Genomic DNA, 16,558 nt, shown 5'->3' with positions numbered 1-16,558 from the left:
TGCGCCAAATGGGGGATGGTAGAGACAGTCAGGGCACCTCGAAGAAGAGGCACTACGTCGGTGAGGGATGACGTGAGCGACAACTCTGTAGTACTGCGGTACGCGGACGGTGAATACACCTACCCGGTGGTCGAGAGCACCGTCGGTGACAAGGGCTTCGACATCGGGAAGCTCCGGGCCCAGACAGGACTCGTGACCCTGGACAGCGGCTACGGCAATACGGCCGCCTACAAATCCGCGATCACCTACCTGGACGGCGAGCAGGGCATCCTGCGCTACCGCGGCTACCCCATCGAGCAGCTGGCCGAGCGCTCCTCCTTCGTCGAGGTGGCCTATCTGCTGATCAACGGCGAGCTGCCCACGGTCGACGAGCTGGCCGCCTTCAAGAACGAGATCACGCAGCACACGCTGCTCCACGAGGACGTCAAGCGGTTCTTCGACGGCTTCCCGCGTGACGCCCACCCGATGGCGATGCTCTCCTCCGTCGTCAGCGCCCTGTCCACGTTCTACCAGGACAGCCACAACCCGTTCGACGAGAAGCAGCGCCACCTCTCCACGATCCGGCTGCTGGCCAAGCTGCCCACGATCGCGGCGTACGCGTACAAGAAGTCGATCGGCCACCCGTTCGTCTACCCGCGCAACGACCTCGGGTACGTGGAGAACTTCCTGCGGATGACCTTCTCGGTCCCGGCGCAGGAGTACGACCTGGACCCGGTCGTCGTCGCGGCCCTGGACAAGCTGCTCATCCTGCACGCGGACCACGAGCAGAACTGTTCGACCTCCACGGTCCGGCTGGTCGGCTCCTCGCAGGCGAACATGTTCGCCTCGATCTCGGCGGGCATCTCCGCCCTCTGGGGTCCGCTGCACGGCGGCGCCAACCAGTCGGTGCTGGAGATGCTGGAGGGCATCCAGGCGTCCGGCGGCGACGTCGACTCCTTCATCCGCAAGGTGAAGAACAAGGAAGACGGCGTGAAGCTCATGGGCTTCGGGCACCGCGTCTACAAGAACTTCGACCCCCGGGCGAAGATCATCAAGGCGGCGGCGCACGATGTCCTCTCGGCCCTCGGCAAGTCCGACGAGCTGCTCGACATCGCCCTCAAGCTGGAGGAGCACGCCCTCGCCGACGACTACTTCGTCGAGCGCAAGCTCTACCCGAACGTCGACTTCTACACCGGTCTGATCTACCGGGCCATGGGCTTCCCGACCGAGATGTTCACCGTGCTCTTCGCGCTCGGCCGGCTGCCCGGCTGGATCGCCCAGTGGCACGAGATGATCAAGGAGCCGGGCTCCCGGATCGGCCGTCCGCGGCAGATCTACACCGGCGAGGTCCTCCGTGACTTCGTCCCGGTCGAGGCCCGCTGACCTCGTCGTCGCAGAGTCGCGCGAGCGCACAGTCGCGCGAGCGCACAGCCGCGATAGCGGAAAGCGCCCCACCGCCGATCCCCCCACGGGTCGGCGAGCGGGGCGCTTCCCATATCCCCGGAGCGGATTCCCCCCACGGGATCCGGCCGGGTGTCTGCGACCGCAGATTTCGCGCGGTATGCCGGGGTACGTACGACGGGAGGGCCGCTCAAAGCTCCCCGGGCACGTGCCCCGGCCAACGCTTGCCTGAGATGTCCCCCAAGACATCCCATGAACGTCCCCCAAGACGTTCCTGGCATCGTCCATTTAGACCCTGGAGGGGCCTCAATGGTTACCCCTCAATATCTGTGATCTAGGTCTCTTTGTGAAGGTCTTGTGCATCACACATAGCCCCGAGGTGGGGTCGGGGCCCGGCCGGACGGGCCGTTCCGGCCGGGGTGACCGGGGTCGTAGAGATTTAGTGATCATGCCGCTGACCTGGCCGGATTCCATCGCCGAGGGGATGTTCCGGCTGCTCGGACGTGGTCTTGGGGCGGCTTTCGGATGCCTCGGTTCAGGGGTGCGATGAGAGACGGATCACGTTCGCACGTGTCCGAAATATCGCTGATGCCGCCCGGGGGGTGCGAGGCGTCGCATCCCCCGGAGTCCGGGTCCGCCCGGAAACGCGGGCGGGCCGTACGGGGGCCGTCGCGAAGGACGTTCCCGTACGGCCCCGGCCCCGGCCCTGGAGCGGCGTCCGGCTCAGGCGGTGCCCGCCAGCTCGTAGCCCGCCTCGTCCACGGCGGCGCGTACGGCCGCCTCGTCGAGCGGGGCCTCGGAGACGACGGTGACCAGCCCGGTCGAGGCGACGGCGGTCACCGAGCTGACGCCCGCGATCGCGGAGACCTCGGCGGAGATGGCGCCCTCGCAGTGGCCGCAGGTCATGCCGGTGACCTTGTAGACGGTGGTGACGGCGCCCTCGGAGGCGGCCGGGGCGGCACCCGTACCGCAGGAGCTGCCGCCGCAGCAGCCGGACGCTTCGGTCGTCTCGATGAACTCGATGTCGGGCTTGGTGCTCATGGCGTTCTCCTCGTGGACGGTCGGGCGGTGTGGCCGCATGGCACGGTGGACTTGGGGCGGTTGGTGACCCCGGGGCCCGTGCTGCACACCATACTATACCCCTAGGGGGTATGGAATCGCCGTGGGGGATATCGCTCTCCCGTCGTCGGGTCGGCGGGGTCCGGCCGGGCTCCGCCCCGGGCGGGGCCGGAGCCCCGGGACGCGGCTCCGGAGCCGCGCCGTACGGGACCCGAGGGGCGGTGCCGACTTCCGGGCCGTACGGCGCCCGGGCGCGCCGCCGAGGCCGCCGTACGCGGCTCCGGCGGCGCGCCCGGGGGTCAGCGCCGTCCGCGGTTGTTGCCCGGCCGGTTCGCCACCCAGGAACGGATCGTGTCCGCGTACCAGTACGGCTTCCCGGCCTCGACCAGGTCCGGCGGCGGGAGATGCCCGTGCTTGCGATAGGAGCGAACGGTGTCCGGCTGCACCCGGATGTGAGCGGCGATCTCCTTGTACGACCAGAGCCTTCTGTCCGACATCTGCGCGACACCTCCTTGCGAGCGCCGCAGTCGCGGTTGGGGGACCGTGAGGGACCTGCGGCGGATGCGCTTGGCGTGCACCGAGCCTGGTGCCGGGGGCCCCTCTCCGGGGAGGGGAAGTGCCGGGATGTTGATCAGCTGTGACGTAAGACCCGCGTAATGGAGATATATCCGATCATCGGCATAAAACGCCGGGCGCGGCCGGATCGTAGGGCAGTGCCCCCGCCGGCTACCGCCGAAGCCCTGGTCAGAACCCTGCGGAAGTCCTGGTCGGACCTGCGGGGGTCCTGGTCAGACCCCGCAGGAGCGCAGAAAACGCCGGGTGCGCCGGGCGATCGGGAAGGGCTGGTCCGGCGGGCACGGATACATGTCCTGCTCGACGATCGCGAACAGCTCCGCGTCGAGCGCCCGCGCGGCGGCCAGGACCGGCTCCAGCGCCGGTACGCCGCCCGGTGGCTCGCACATCACACCCCGGGCCACCGCCGGGCCGAACGGCACCTCGTCAGCAACCACTTCGGCGAGTACGGCCGGATCCACCTGCTTCAGATGGAGATAGCCGATCCGCTCGCCGTAGGTCTCGATCAGCTTGACGCTGTCGCCGCCGCAGTACGCGTAGTGGCCCGTGTCGAGGCAGAGGGAGACCAGCCCGGGATCCGTGGCGTCGAGGAACCGCCGGACGTTCTCCTCGCCGTCGATATGGGTGTCGGCATGCGGGTGGACCATGATCTTCAGTCCGTACCGCTCCCGTACCTCCCGCCCCAGCCGCTCCGTCTGAGCGGCGAGATCGCGCCATTGTCCGGCCGTCAGGGTCCGGTCCTCCAGCACCCGGCCGGTCTTGTCGTCCCGCCAGAAGGACGGGATGACCACCAGATGACCGGCGCCGGTCGCCCGGGCGAGGGCCGCGACCTCCGAGACCCGGGCCCAGGTCTCGTCCCAGACCGCGGGGCCGTGGTGCAGCCCGGTGAAGACCGTCCCCGCCGACACCTTCAGCCCCCGGCGCGCCGTCTCCTCCGCCAGGACGGCGGGATCCGTCGGGAGATAGCCGTAGGGGCCCAGCTCGATCCACTCGTACCCGGCCGCCGCGACCTCGTCCAGAAAGCGCCCCCAGGGCACCTGGCGCGGATCGTCGGGGAACCACACGCCCCAGGAATCGGGGGCCGAGCCGACCCGGATGCGGTGCGGGGGAGCGACGGGCGTGGTCATACGGCCGAGCTTTCCGGCCACGCCGAAAGGGTGTCAAGCCTTCGTCCGAATGTCAGGACAAAATATTGACAGGGCTCGGCGAGGGCCTTTAGATCTGGGGGCCGGGCGCCGAACCGCAGGGACCGAAGGGACGCGCATGCCTCAGCCGGACGGGCCACCGCCGCACGACGCGGCCGCCGCACCCCATGACGTGATCACCATGGGGCGGATCGGGGTGGACCTCTACCCGCTGCGCACCGGCGTCCCGCTGGCCCGGGTCGAGACCTTCGGCAAGTTCCTCGGCGGCTCCGCGAGCAATGTGGCCGTCGGCGCGGCCCGGCTCGGGCGCCGTACCGCCGTCATCACCCGGACCGGCCTCGACCCCTTCGGGGACTATCTCCACCAGGCGCTGCGCGAGTTCGGAGTCGACGACCGGTGGGTCACCCCGGTGGCCGAGTACCCCACCCCCGTCACCTTCTGCGAGATCTTCCCGCCGGACGACTTCCCCCTCTACTTCTACCGGCGGCCCAAGGCCCCCGATCTGGAGATCCGGACGGACGAACTCGACCTGGACGCGATCCGGCGCGCCCGGGTCTTCTGGACGACCGGCACCGGACTGAGCGCCGAACCCAGCCGGGGCGCCACCCAGACGGCGCTCGCCCACCGCGACCGCGCCGGGATCACGGTCTTCGACCTCGACTGGCGGCCGATGTTCTGGCGGGACCCCGAGACGGCCCGGCCGTACTACCGGGAGGCCCTGCGCTTCGCCACCGTCGCCGTCGGCAATGTCGACGAGTGCGAGATCGCCACCGGGGAGCGCGAACCGGAGGCGGCCGCCCGGGCGCTGCTGGCCGCCGGGGTGGAGCTGGCGGTGGTCAAGCGCGGCCCCGAGGGCGTGCTGGCGCTCCGGAGCGACGGCGCCCGGGCCGAGGTCCCGCCGGTCCCCGTCGAGGTCGTCAACGGCCTGGGGGCGGGGGACGCGTTCGGCGGCGCGCTCTGCCACGGACTGCTGGCGGGCTGGCCCCTGGAGCGGGTGACGCGGTACGCCAACGCGGCCGGGGCGATCGTCGCGGCCCGGCTCGCGTGTTCCAGCGCCATGCCGTACGGGGCCGAGGTCGAGCAGGTCCTCGGCGGCGGCCCCGTGCCACCGGAGCGCGAGCGGCCGCCGGGGAGCGGGGAGCTGACCGGGCGCCCGGGGCGTACGGAACCGGAGCGTACGGAAGGGCGGCCCGCCCCGGAGCACGCCCCCGGGGACGAGCCCGCCCCGGCCCCGGAGCCCGGTACCTCCGCCGCTCCGCAGCCCGGCGCCGGATCCACCGCTCCCGAGCCCGGTCGCGCCGCCGCGTCCACGACCGGCCGGGGACGGCCGTCGGCAGGCCCGGGGGAGCCTTCGTGAGCCGGGTCTCCATCGGCGAGCTGACCGGGATCCGCACCCGCCACCCCGAAGCCGTCGCCGAGGCCGCCGTCCGGCGCAGCCGGCGATCCCGGCTCCTCGGCGACTCCGGCCGGCTGATGATCATCGCGGCGGACCACCCCGCCCGGGGCGCCCTCGCCGTCGGGGAGAGCCGACTGGCCATGGCCAACCGGCTCGATCTGCTGGAAAGGCTCTGTCTCGCGCTCTCGCGCCCCGGGGTCGACGGCGTCCTCGCGACCGCCGACATCCTCGACGACCTGCTGCTTCTCGGCGCCCTCGAAGACAAGACCGTCATCGGCTCGATGAACCGCGGCGGGCTCGCGGGGGCCGCCTTCGAACTCGACGACCGCTTCACCGGCCATCGCGCCCGCGATCTGGCCCGGCTCGGCTTCGACGCCGGGAAGCTGCTGCTCCGGATCGACTACGGGGACCCCGGGTCGCTGGACACCCTGCACACCGCCGCCCGCACGATCGACGAGATGGCGGAGCATCACCTTCCGGTCTTCGTCGAACCGTTTGTCTGCCACCGGGTGGACGGACGGCTGCGGACGGATCTGACCGCCGAGGCCGTCACCCGGTCGATAGCCATCGCGTCGGGCCTGGCCGGGACGTCCGCGTACACCTGGCTGAAGGTCCCGGTCACCGACGACCCCGACGACATGGCGGCGGTCCTGGAGACCTCGACCCTGCCCGCCGTCATCCTCGGCGGCGAGATCGGGGACGATCAGCACGGCGCGTACGAGCGGTGGCGGACGGCGCTGCGACTTCCCACCGTGCAGGGGCTGGTGGTGGGACGCTCCTTGCTCTACCCCGTCGACGGCGATGTCGCCAAGGCCGTCGACACGGCCGTCTCCCTGCTCTGACCGGCCCCGTCGCCGGGGGCGCGGGCGGGGGACGCGGCGGTACCCGGGGGACACGGAAGACTGGGGCGGCGCCCCACGGCACCACCGCACGGCGCACCATCACACGGCACCACGGGTATCAGGGCACCACGGCACGGCGGACCATCCGGACAGGGAGTGCACAGACCGATGAGCACCGACGAGGGCGAACGGTACGGGGAGCGGTACGTGGCCGCCGGGACGGCCGCCGACGGACCGTACGCCCTGCGGCTCGACCCCGGCGGACCCGGCCGGGAGTACACCGGCCTGCGCGTCGTCGAGCTGGCCCCCGGCGCCGCGCACTCCTTCACCACCGGAGACGCCGAATGGATCGTGCTGCCCCTGGAGGGCGGTTGCACGATCACCGTCGACGGTGAGTTTTTCGAACTGCTGGGCCGGGAAAACGTGTTCAGCGGGGTCTCCGACTTCGCCTACGTACCCCGTGACGCCCGGGCACAGATCGCCTCCGGTGCGGGAGGCCGCTTCGCCTTGGCAGGAGCGAAGTGCGAGCGACGACTCCCCGCTCGCTACGGCCCCGCGCCGGAGGTACCGGTCGAGCTGCGGGGCTCGGGCCCCTGCTCCCGGCAGATCAACAACTTCGCCGCGGCGGACGTTTTCGACTGCGACCGGCTGATCGCGGTCGAGGTACTGACCCCGGGCGGCAACTGGTCCTCCTATCCTCCGCACAAGCACGACGAACACCGGCCGGGCACCGAGTCCGAGCTGGAGGAGATCTACTACTTCGAGATCGAGCACGGCGGACTCGGATACCACCGTGTCTCCCCGTCCCGGCCCGGCGGTACGGAGGTACTCGCGGAGGTCCGCGACGGCGACGCCGTACTGATCCCCGACGGCTGGCACGGCCCGTCGATCGCACCGCCCGGCCGGACCATGTACTACCTCAATGTGATGGCGGGCCCCGGGCCCGAGCGCCGCTGGCTGATCCGCGACCATCCGGATCACCAATGGATCCGCGACACCTGGCCGGAGCAGCCCGTCGACCCCAGACTGCCGCTGTACGAGGCGCCCCGCTCCGCCCCCGGAACCCGGACCGCCCCCGGTTCCGGGGCCGTTCGGGGTTCCGGTGCCGCCGGGGAGACGCCGACGGCCTCCGGGCCCCGGACCGTCCCCGGCACCCCGGCCGCCTCCGGGCCCGCCGCGCCACCACCCGAGGAGGAACACCGATGACCACCCGTCGGCTCACCGTCGCCCAGGCGCTCGTCGCCTTCCTCGGCCGCCAGTACACCGAACGCGACGGCCGCCGCCATCGGCTGATCGCCGCCACCTGGGGCATTTTCGGCCACGGCAATGTGGCCGGGATCGGCCAGGCGCTGGTCGAGTCCGGCACCGGCCCCGGGGCCGTGATGCCCTACTACCAGGGCCGCAACGAGCAGGCCATGGTCCATGCGGCGGCCGGCTACGCCCGTCAGTCACGGCGTCTCTCCGCCCAGGCCGTCACCACCTCCATCGGTCCCGGGGCCACCAATCTGGTCACCGGCGCCGCGCTCGCCACCGTCAACCGGCTCCCGGTGCTGCTGCTGCCCGGTGACGTCTTCGCGACCCGGCCCGCCGATCCGGTGCTCCAGCAGCTGGAGGTGCCGTACGCGGGCGATGTGTCGGTCAATGACGCGCTGCGGCCTGTCTCCCGCTACTTCGACCGGATCACCCGCCCCGAGGCGCTGATCCCGGCCGCCCTCGCCGCCATGCGGGTACTCGCCGACCCCGCCGAGACCGGCGCCGTCACCCTCGCGTTGCCGCAGGACGTCCAGGCCGAGGCGTACGACTGGCCGGAGGAGTTTCTCGCCGACCGCGTCTGGCGGGTGCCGAGGATCCGCCCCGACCGGGCGGTGCTCGACGGCGCGGCCCACGGCGTCACGGCGGCCCGGAGACCGCTGATCGTGGCGGGCGGCGGTGTCCGGCACGCCGAGGCGGAGCACGCGCTGCGCAGACTCGCCGAGGCCACCGGGATCCCCGTCGCGGCCACCCAGGCGGGCAAGGGCGCCCTGCCGTACGACCATCCCCGCGATATCGGCGGTATCGGCCATACCGGTACGGCGACGGCCGATGAACTCGCCCGCACCGCCGATCTCGTGATCGGGGTCGGCACCCGCTGGTCCGACTTCACCACCGCCTCCTCCACCCTCTTCCAGAACCCCGCCGTCCGCTTTCTGAACATCAACGTCACCTCCTTCGACGCCCACAAGATGGCCGGGCTCTCGGTCGTCGCCGACGCCCGCGCCGCCCTGGACGAACTGACCGACGCCCTCACGGCCGGGGGCGGCTATCGCGTATCCGAGGCGTACGAAAGGGAGTACGGCGCGGCCAAGGAGCGCTGGGAACGGCTGGTCGACCAGGCGTACGCCCCCGGGAACAGCGGCGGCGCGGGCTCCGGCGACTCGGGCGCCGACGGCGTACGCCCCACCCAGACCCAGGTACTCGGCGCGCTCGACGCCCTGGTCACCGGCGACGACATCGTCATCAACGCGGCCGGGTCCCTCCCCGGCGACCTCCACAAACTGTGGCGGGCCCGCTCCACCGACCAGTACCACGTCGAATACGGCTACTCCTGTATGGGATATGAGATCCCCGCCGCCATCGGGGTGGCGCTGGCCGCCCCCGGGCGGCCCGTCTGGGCCCTCGTCGGCGACGGCACCTATCTGATGAACCCCACCGAGATCGTCACCGCCGTCCAGGAGAACATCCCGATCAAGGTGGTCATCCTGCAGAACCACGGCTACGCCTCGATCGGCGGCCTCTCCGAATCCGTCGGCGCCGAACGGTTCGGTACGGCCTACCGGCTGCGGGCCGGGGACGGCAGTTACACCGGCGGGCCGCTCCCGGTCGACCTCGCGGCCAACGCGGCCTCCCTCGGACTGCGGGTCATCCGCGCCCGAACCGTACGTGACCTGCAGGAAGCCCTGGCCGAGGCCCGCTGGTCGGATGTCCCGACAGGTGTCTACGTGGAGACCGAAACGGCAGACACTCTGTCGGGCGCGCCCCCGGCACAGGCGTGGTGGGATGTTCCTGTGGCGGAGACGGCGAACCGTCCGTCCGCGATCAAGGCCCGGGAGGAGTACGAACGGCAGATCACGGCCCGGCGGCGCCATCTGTGACCGGGAGGCCGCGCCTCCGCCCCGACCCGTCCGGCCCGCGCGCCGGAGCGAGCGAAGGTTGTGAAGGAGCCATTCGTCATGACGAAGACCGTCCACCACTGGATCGGTGGCAAGACCGTCGAGGGCGCGTCCGGCAACTGGGGCGAGGTCACCGATCCCGCGACCGGTGCCGTCACCACCCGGGTGGCACTGGCCTCGGCCGACGAGGTCGCGAAGGCCGTGGCGACGGCCAAGGAGGCGTACTCCTCCTGGGGCACCTCGTCGCTCGCCCGGCGCACCGAGATCCTCTTCCGCTACCGCGCCCTGCTGGACGCGCGGCGCGATGACATCGCCGCCCTGATCACCGCCGAACACGGCAAGGTGCACGCCGACGCGCTGGGCGAGGTGGCGCGCGGACTGGAGATCGTCGAACTGGCCTGCGGGATCGCCACCCAGCTCAAGGGCGAGCTGTCGACCCAGGTCTCCAGCCGGGTCGATGTCGCGGCGATCCGCCAGCCGCTGGGCGTCGTCGCCGGCATCACCCCGTTCAATTTCCCGGCGATGGTGCCGATGTGGATGTTCCCGCTGGCCGTCGCCTGCGGCAACACCTTCGTCCTCAAGCCCAGCGAGAAGGACCCCTCGCCCGCCAATCTGCTGGCCGAACTGGCCGCCGATGCCGGGCTGCCGGACGGTGTGCTCAATGTCGTCCACGGCGACAAGGTCGCGGTCGACGCGCTGCTGACGCACCCGGACGTGGCCGCGGTCTCCTTCGTCGGCTCCACCCCCATCGCCCGCCACATCCACACCATCGCCTCCGGCCACGGCAAGCGCGTCCAGGCCCTCGGCGGGGCCAAGAACCACATGCTGGTCCTGCCCGACGCGGACCTCGACGCCGCCGCCGACGCCGCGGTCTCGGCGGCCTACGGTTCCGCGGGTGAGCGCTGTATGGCGATCTCCGCCGTCGTCGCCCTCGAATCCGTCGCCGACGAACTCGTCGAGAAGATCCGCGAGCGCGCCGTGAAGATCACTATCGGCCCCGGTACCGACCCCGCGTCCGAGATGGGCCCCCTGATCACCCGGGCCCACCGCGACAAGGTCGCCTCCTATGTGACGGGCGCGGCGGCCCAGGGCGCCGATGTCGTCCTCGACGGCACCGGACACACCGTCGACGGATACGAGAACGGACACTGGATCGGGCTCTCCCTCCTCGACCGCGTCTCCACCGACTCCGACGCCTACCGCGACGAGATCTTCGGCCCCGTCCTCTGCGTCCTGCGCGTCGCCACCTACGAGGAGGGCGTGGCACTGATCAACGCCTCCCCCTACGGCAACGGCACCGCGGTCTTCACCCGCGACGGCGGCGCGGCCCGCCGTTTCCAGCTGGAGGTCCAGGCGGGCATGGTGGGCGTCAACGTCCCCATCCCGGTCCCCGTCGGCTACCACTCCTTCGGCGGCTGGAAGGACTCCCTCTTCGGCGACCACCACATCTACGGCAACGACGGGGTGCACTTCTACACCCGGGGCAAGGTCGTCACCACCCGCTGGCCCGACCCGTCCGAGCCCCACGCCGGCGTCGACCTCGGCTTCCCCCGCAACAGCTGACCGACCGGGGGCGCGCCCGGCCCCGGCCGCGCCCCCGAACCCCGCCCCGACCCGGTACGCGCCCCCGTCCGACCCGGCGCTGTCGACGCTCCCGTCCGGGGCCCCGGCTCCGGCCGCGCCCCCGGCACCGGGTGCCGTCGCGGAGCCGGGCGGCCCGGCACGTACCGCGTCGGGTGTACATCCGCCCGCCGCGTACTTCCCCGGGAGGGCGCCCGCCTCCCCCCGGCGCCGGTCCATCCCCCCGACCGGCCCGCTTAGGGTTTCCCCATGAAGATCCGACTTCCCCGCCCCCGCACGCGCGGCCAGTGGCTGGCGGGCGCCGTCGCCCTCGCCGCCCTCGCGGGCGGGGGCACCTACGCGGCCGTCGCCGACGACACGGCACCGGCCGTGCACCGGGAGGACCGCGTCCAGCGGATGCCGGGGGCGCAGATCGACACCTCCTACTTCCTCTCCGGCGACCGGACGGCACCCCGCCCCGCCGTCCTCCTCGGACACGGCTTCGGCGGCACCAAGGAAGACGTCCGCGCCCAGGCCGAACGGCTGGCCCGGGACGGCTACGCCGTACTGACCTGGTCCGCCCGGGGCTTCGGCAAGTCCACCGGACAGATCGGGCTCAACGACCCCGACCACGAGGTCAAGGACGTCTCCCGGCTGATCGACTGGCTGGCCGCGCGCCCCGAGATCCGCAAGGACGCCGAGGGCGACCCCCGGGTCGGCATGACCGGGGCCTCCTACGGCGGCGCGATCGCCCTGCTCACCGCCGGACACGACCGCCGCGTCGACGCCCTCGCCCCCTCCATCACCTACTGGAACCTGGCGGACGCCCTCTTCCCCGACGGTGTCTTCAAGAAGCTGTGGGCCGGGATCTTCTTCTCCACGGGCTCCACCGGCACCGGGGGCGGCACCCCGCCGCCCGGCACCACCCCCGACGGGCCGGGCACCGACCGCGAGCCGGGGAGCGGCCGCCCGCCCGCCGCCCGCGGCACCGGCACCCCCGCCCCCGTCGGCTGCGGCCGGTTCCAGCCCGAACTGTGCGCCATGTACGAGCGGACCGCGATCTCCGGAAAGCCCGACACCGCCGCCCGGCAACTGCTGGCCGAGCGCAGCCCGTCCGCCGTCGGCGAGCGGATCACGGTGCCCACCCTCGTCGTCCAGGGACAGTCGGACTCCCTGTTCCCCCTGGACCAGGCCGACGCCATGGCCCAGCGGATCCGCGCCAACGGCGCGCCCGTCGCCGTCGACTGGATCAGCGGCGGACATGACGGCGGCGATCGTGAGAACGAACGCGTGGAACAACGGGTCACCTCCTGGTTCGACCGATATCTCCAACAGGACGGCGGTGTTTCGACCGGGCCCGCCTTCCGGGTCAGCCGGACCGGGGGAGTGGACTCCACCGACGGCACCGCCCGGCTGCGCGGCGCGACCGCCGACAGCTACCCGGGACTCGACGGCGGCCCCCGGCCGGTCGAACTCACCGGAATGCCCCAGCGCTTCACCAACCCGGCGGGCGGCGCCCCGCCCGCCGTCTCCGCCGTACCCGGACTCACCGGCGGCCTCGGACAGCTCTCCGCCCTCGGCGTCGGCCTCGGACTCGACTTCCCCGGCCAGCACGCCCGCTTCGAATCGGACCGGCTGACCGAACCCCTCCGGATCACCGGCGCCCCGACCGTCCGGCTCAGGGTCACCTCGTCGACCGGCGAGGCCGTCCTCTTCGGCAAGGTGTACGACGTCGGACCGGACGGCCGTACCCAAGTCCTCCCCTCCCAACTGGTCGCCCCCCTGAGAGTCGAGGGCGCCGAACGGGGCAAGGAGGTCGAACTGACCCTCCCCGCCGTGGACCACAAGGTCGACGCCGGACACCGGCTGCGGCTGGTGCTCTCCGCCACCGACCTCGGCTACGCCTCCCCGGCCGCCCCCGCCACCTACACCGTCGCCCTCGCCGACCCGGCCGGCACCCTGACCGTGCCGACCGCGCCGGACGTCCGGACCGAGGCCGCCGGACTGCCGTGGTGGGCCTGGGGCCTGCCGACCGCCGCGGCACTGATCGCCGCCGCCCTGCTGCTCACCGCCCGCCGCCGCACCACGGCCCCGGCGGCCGATCCCGGACTCGCCGACGTCCCCCTGGAGATCACCGGCCTCACCAAGCGATACGCCGGGTCCCAGGACCGCTATGCGGTACGGGAACTCTCCTTCCGGGTCGAGAAGGGCCAGGTACTCGGGCTGCTCGGCCCCAACGGCGCGGGCAAGACCACCACCTTGCGGATGCTGATGGGCCTGATCCGCCCCGACGAGGGCGAGATCAAGGTCTTCGGACACCCCATCCGCCCGGGCGCGCCCGTACTCTCCCGGGTCGGCGCTTTTGTCGAGGGCGCCGGATTCCTGCCCCATCTCTCGGGCCGCGAAAACCTCGAACTGTACTGGCGAGCCACCGGACGCCCCGCCGAGGACGCGCATCTGGAGGAGGCACTGGAGATCGCGGGCCTGGGCGACGCCCTCGCCCGGGCCGTCCGCACCTACTCCCAGGGCATGCGCCAGCGGCTCGCCATCGCCCAGGCCATGCTCGGTCTGCCGGATCTGCTGATCCTCGACGAACCGACGAACGGTCTCGATCCGCCGCAGATCCGTGAGATGCGCGATGTCATGATCCGGTACGCGGCCGGAGGCCGAACGGTCATCGTCTCCAGCCACCTCCTCTCCGAGGTCGAACAGTCATGTACCCATCTGGTGGTCATGGACCGGGGCCGGCTGGTGCAGGCCGGACCGGTCGGTGAGATCACCGGCGGCAGCGACACCCTGCTCGTCGCCGTCGCCGGGGACGTCCCCGACCCGCTGATCGACAAGATCGCGGCCCTGCCCGGGGTCGGCTCGGCCCACCGGGCCGACGAGGGCCTGCTCGTCCGGCTGGACGGCGCCACCGCGACCGAACTCATCGGCGAACTCGTCCGGCTCGACATCCCCCTGACCGGAGTCGGTCCGCACCGCCGCCTCGAGGACGCCTTCCTCACCCTGATCGGAGGTACCGCATGAGCGGGCTCGCCCCGTCCACAGCGGCACCCGGCTACCGGCCCCGGGGCACCCTGCCGCTGCGCGTCGAAGCCGTACGCCAGCTCAAGCGCCGCCGGACCCTGGTAATGGCCGCCGTGCTCGGCGCCCTCCCCTTCGTCCTCGTCGCCGCCTTCGCCATCGGCGGCGGCCCGGACGGCGGCGAGAACGACCGGATCACCCTGATGGACACCGCCACGGCGTCCAGCGCCAACTTCGCCGCCACCTGCCTCTTCGTCTCAGCGGGTTTTCTGCTGGTGATCCCGGTGGCGCTGTTCCACGGCGACACCGTCGCGTCCGAGGCCGGATGGTCGTCGCTGCGCTATCTGCTGGCGGCGCCCGTACCGCGATTCCGGCTGCTCTGGTCCAAGCTGGTGGTCGCCCTCGGCTTCAGCGCGGCGGCCATCCTGCTGCTGCCCGTGGTCGCCCTGGCGGTCGGCACCGTCGCCTATGGCTGGGGGCCGCTGAGACTCCCCACGGGCGGCTCCCTCGACACCGGAGAAACCCTGCCCCGGCTGGGTATCGTGATCGTCTTCATCGCACTCTCCCAACTGGTCACCGCCGGACTGGCGTTCTGGCTCTCCACCAAGACCGACGCCCCACTGGGCGCGGTCGGCGGAGCGGTCGGCCTGACGATCGTCGGCAATGTGCTCGATGCCGTCACGGCCCTCGGCGACTGGCGCGAGATCCTTCCGGCGCACTGGCAGTTCGCCTGGATAGACGCCCTCCAGCCGCAACTGGAATGGGACGGCATGATCAAGGGCACGGCCGTATCGGTCTCCTACGCCCTGGTGCTCTTCGCCCTGGCGTTCCGCACCTTCACCCGTAAGGACATCGTGTCCTGATCCGATGACCGGCCCGCCGGACGACCCGGCGGGCCGGTTCCTCAGATCCAGCCCCGACGAGCCGCCTCGGCCCCCGCCCGGAAACGGCTCGTCGTGCCGAGTACGGACATCAGCTCACCCACCCGGCGGCTGTAGGTGCGCCCCGACATATTGAGCCGGGTGGCCGCCGCGTCGTCCGTGAGACCGGCGAGTATCGCCTCGAGCACCGGCCGCAGATGGGGCGGCGGACCCACGGACCTGGCCTTCCGGGCCAGGTCCTCGCCCGTCTCCCACCAGACCTGGTGGATCCGGACGAGAGCCTGGACGACCACGGGATCCCGGATCAGCAGCACACCGTCGTCATCGGGGTCGAGATCGAGCGGTACCGCGGCGACCGAACGGTCCGCGACGATTATCCGGAACGGAACCGATTCGGTGACCCTGGCCTCACCCAGACACCGCCAGGGCTCCCGGAGCTGACGCAGCCCGTGCCGGGGCGCGATCCGCCGGACTCGGGTCGTCGGCACCTCGGTCGCGCACCCCGAAGTGCCGCTTCTGAGGAAGGACTCGGGAATCCCCTGACCCAGCGCGGCGGCCGGGTCGTCGAAGCTGAGCAGCTCATGCCGCGCCGAACGGACCAGACTTGCCAGAGCGGCCCGGATCCGGGCGATTCCCCTGATCTGCTGTATCCGCTGACCCTGTTCGGACCGGTGCGGCAGCACCGTGTGCTGGAGCTGCTGAGACGGCTGTCCCCGCTCGCCCCGCGCCTCGCGCGGTACGGACCGTGAGACCTCCCATCCGGGCGCGGAGCCCGGAACGACTGCCACCGACATGTCGCATCATCCCCCGCTGTTCCTTTCACCGCGGGATCCGTCCCCTTCGAATCCGCGGACACTCCATGTACGCACACGGCAGCACGCCGTGACAAGAACCTGATCGGAGAGTGGCGAGTCCTTGCCACTCAGGTGATTTCGGCCGCCGGCGCGGACACCATGAAGTCAGAGCCGCCGGAGCGCGTCGCACCGGCGGACGGGCCTCGGAGCCCGACGCGCCGCAGGTGAGTCGCACCCGCTCGCGCACACCACCAACCATCCGCGTACGGACACGCATCCGTGCGCGGAGAAGAGGAGAACTCCCATGTCACGTCGGATCGCCGCCGCCGCCCTCGCCGCTGCCGCGCTGCCGCTGGCGCTGACCGTCTCCACCGCGCAGGCGGCCGAGACGGTGAAGTCGGCGCCCCGGCCCGCCCTGCTCGACTGCCGTACGAGTACCGACGGCTGGACCGGCCGGGCGGACTGTTCGAACCACAGCAACCAGGTCGTCGCCTTCCGGGCGGTGGTCGTCTGCGGGGTGTGGCCCGACGCCTACGGCAAGTGGATCACCCTGAGTCCGGGCCAGGCCGGCTGGTCCTCGGCGACCTGCGGCGGCGGTACCGGCGTGGGCAGCGTCAGCTGGGAAGAGGGCTGACCCTCTTACCGGGCCTGTATCCGGGCCGGTTCGTGACCGTACGACCGTGGGCCGGGCCGGACCGAACCCGGCCTGACGGTCCGGGTCTGACGATCCGGGCCGGTCCGGATAGAGGGTG

Annotated in this window: 13 protein-coding genes; 9 read left to right on the top strand and 4 right to left on the bottom strand. The window is 71.9% G+C overall.

Annotated features, from left to right (window positions below; all coding sequences use genetic code 11):
* The first annotated feature begins 72 nt into the window (after nt 1-72).
* Nucleotides 73-1,362, top strand: coding sequence for a citrate synthase (locus tag ABZ714_RS11695; protein ID WP_358825003.1), 1,290 nt, complete (start codon nt 73-75; stop codon nt 1,360-1,362).
* Between the two features lie 741 nt (nt 1,363-2,103).
* On the opposite strand, the gene ABZ714_RS11690 is transcribed toward ABZ714_RS11695, so the two are convergent.
* The 3 genes from ABZ714_RS11690 to ABZ714_RS11680 form a co-directional block, all read right to left on the bottom strand.
* Nucleotides 2,104-2,421 carry a heavy-metal-associated domain-containing protein gene (locus ABZ714_RS11690; protein ID WP_358825002.1) on the bottom strand — a complete coding sequence of 106 codons (318 nt, stop codon included), beginning with the start codon at nt 2,419-2,421 and terminating at the stop codon, nt 2,104-2,106.
* A 317-nt stretch (nt 2,422-2,738) separates the two neighbouring features.
* Nucleotides 2,739-2,936: a MerR family transcriptional regulator gene (locus ABZ714_RS11685; RefSeq protein WP_358825001.1), complete on the bottom strand. Its 198-nt coding sequence runs from the start codon at nt 2,934-2,936 to the stop codon at nt 2,739-2,741.
* Between the two features lie 291 nt (nt 2,937-3,227).
* A complete protein-coding gene (locus ABZ714_RS11680) occupies nt 3,228-4,139 on the bottom strand; it encodes a sugar phosphate isomerase/epimerase (protein ID WP_358825000.1) in 912 nt (303 codons plus the stop codon).
* Between the two features lie 136 nt (nt 4,140-4,275).
* Here ABZ714_RS11680 and iolC point away from each other — a divergent pair, with 136 nt between their 5' ends.
* The 7 genes from iolC to ABZ714_RS11645 all read left to right on the top strand — a co-directional run bounded on the left by iolC (nt 4,276) and on the right by ABZ714_RS11645 (nt 14,994).
* Nucleotides 4,276-5,514, top strand: coding sequence for a 5-dehydro-2-deoxygluconokinase (gene iolC, locus ABZ714_RS11675; protein ID WP_358824999.1), 1,239 nt, complete (start codon nt 4,276-4,278; stop codon nt 5,512-5,514).
* Complete coding sequence (locus ABZ714_RS11670; RefSeq protein ID WP_358824998.1) at nt 5,511-6,395, top strand: deoxyribose-phosphate aldolase; 885 nt, start codon at nt 5,511-5,513, stop codon at nt 6,393-6,395. Before iolC ends, ABZ714_RS11670 begins: the two co-directional genes overlap by 4 nt.
* 168 nt (nt 6,396-6,563) lie before the next feature.
* Nucleotides 6,564-7,601 (top strand): 5-deoxy-glucuronate isomerase, encoded by a 1,038-nt coding sequence (iolB, locus tag ABZ714_RS11665; protein ID WP_358824997.1) that lies wholly within the window; start codon nt 6,564-6,566, stop codon nt 7,599-7,601.
* The gene (gene iolD, locus ABZ714_RS11660; protein ID WP_358824996.1) at nt 7,598-9,526 is read left to right on the top strand and encodes a 3D-(3,5/4)-trihydroxycyclohexane-1,2-dione acylhydrolase (decyclizing); all 1,929 of its coding nucleotides are present in this window, start codon (nt 7,598-7,600) and stop codon (nt 9,524-9,526) included. The genes iolB and iolD overlap by 4 nt, the downstream gene beginning before the upstream one ends.
* A gap of 78 nt (nt 9,527-9,604) precedes the next feature.
* The gene (locus ABZ714_RS11655) at nt 9,605-11,107 is read left to right on the top strand and encodes a CoA-acylating methylmalonate-semialdehyde dehydrogenase (RefSeq protein WP_358824995.1); all 1,503 of its coding nucleotides are present in this window, start codon (nt 9,605-9,607) and stop codon (nt 11,105-11,107) included.
* Between the two features lie 267 nt (nt 11,108-11,374).
* Nucleotides 11,375-14,134, top strand: coding sequence for an alpha/beta fold hydrolase (locus ABZ714_RS11650; RefSeq protein ID WP_358824994.1), 2,760 nt, complete (start codon nt 11,375-11,377; stop codon nt 14,132-14,134).
* Nucleotides 14,131-14,994, top strand: a complete 864-nt coding sequence (locus tag ABZ714_RS11645; RefSeq protein ID WP_358824993.1) for an ABC transporter permease — start codon at nt 14,131-14,133, stop codon at nt 14,992-14,994. Before ABZ714_RS11650 ends, ABZ714_RS11645 begins: the two co-directional genes overlap by 4 nt.
* A gap of 41 nt (nt 14,995-15,035) precedes the next feature.
* Here the strand turns inward: ABZ714_RS11645 and ABZ714_RS11640 are convergent, their stop codons facing one another.
* Nucleotides 15,036-15,806 carry a DNA-binding response regulator gene (locus ABZ714_RS11640; RefSeq protein ID WP_358824992.1) on the bottom strand — a complete coding sequence of 257 codons (771 nt, stop codon included), beginning with the start codon at nt 15,804-15,806 and terminating at the stop codon, nt 15,036-15,038.
* 304 nt (nt 15,807-16,110) lie between these two features.
* On the opposite strand from ABZ714_RS11640, the gene ABZ714_RS11635 reads away from it, so the two are divergent.
* The gene (locus tag ABZ714_RS11635) at nt 16,111-16,440 is read left to right on the top strand and encodes a hypothetical protein (protein WP_358824991.1); all 330 of its coding nucleotides are present in this window, start codon (nt 16,111-16,113) and stop codon (nt 16,438-16,440) included.
* Nucleotides 16,441-16,558: the final 118 nt, after the last annotated feature.

The organism is Streptomyces sp. NPDC006798 (assembly GCF_040635975.1).
Classification (GTDB): domain Bacteria; phylum Actinomycetota; class Actinomycetes; order Streptomycetales; family Streptomycetaceae; genus Streptomyces.
This window is presented reverse-complemented; position numbering and strand designations above follow the sequence as displayed.

What these genes read in the sequence shown, in the direction of transcription:
- iolB (WP_358824997.1), top strand. Translation starts at nt 6,564, where the DNA reads ATGAGCACCGACGAGGGCGAACGGTACGGGGAGCGGTACGTGGCCGCC.
- ABZ714_RS11650 (WP_358824994.1), top strand. Translation starts at nt 11,375, where the DNA reads ATGAAGATCCGACTTCCCCGCCCCCGCACGCGCGGCCAGTGGCTGGCG.
- ABZ714_RS11640 (WP_358824992.1), bottom strand. Translation starts at nt 15,806, where the DNA reads ATGTCGGTGGCAGTCGTTCCGGGCTCCGCGCCCGGATGGGAGGTCTCA.
- iolC (WP_358824999.1), top strand. Translation starts at nt 4,276, where the DNA reads ATGCCTCAGCCGGACGGGCCACCGCCGCACGACGCGGCCGCCGCACCC.
- ABZ714_RS11635 (WP_358824991.1), top strand. Translation starts at nt 16,111, where the DNA reads ATGTCACGTCGGATCGCCGCCGCCGCCCTCGCCGCTGCCGCGCTGCCG.
- ABZ714_RS11685 (WP_358825001.1), bottom strand. Translation starts at nt 2,936, where the DNA reads ATGTCGGACAGAAGGCTCTGGTCGTACAAGGAGATCGCCGCTCACATC.
- ABZ714_RS11655 (WP_358824995.1), top strand. Translation starts at nt 9,605, where the DNA reads ATGACGAAGACCGTCCACCACTGGATCGGTGGCAAGACCGTCGAGGGC.
- ABZ714_RS11690 (WP_358825002.1), bottom strand. Translation starts at nt 2,421, where the DNA reads ATGAGCACCAAGCCCGACATCGAGTTCATCGAGACGACCGAAGCGTCC.
- ABZ714_RS11680 (WP_358825000.1), bottom strand. Translation starts at nt 4,139, where the DNA reads ATGACCACGCCCGTCGCTCCCCCGCACCGCATCCGGGTCGGCTCGGCC.
- ABZ714_RS11645 (WP_358824993.1), top strand. Translation starts at nt 14,131, where the DNA reads ATGAGCGGGCTCGCCCCGTCCACAGCGGCACCCGGCTACCGGCCCCGG.
- iolD (WP_358824996.1), top strand. Translation starts at nt 7,598, where the DNA reads ATGACCACCCGTCGGCTCACCGTCGCCCAGGCGCTCGTCGCCTTCCTC.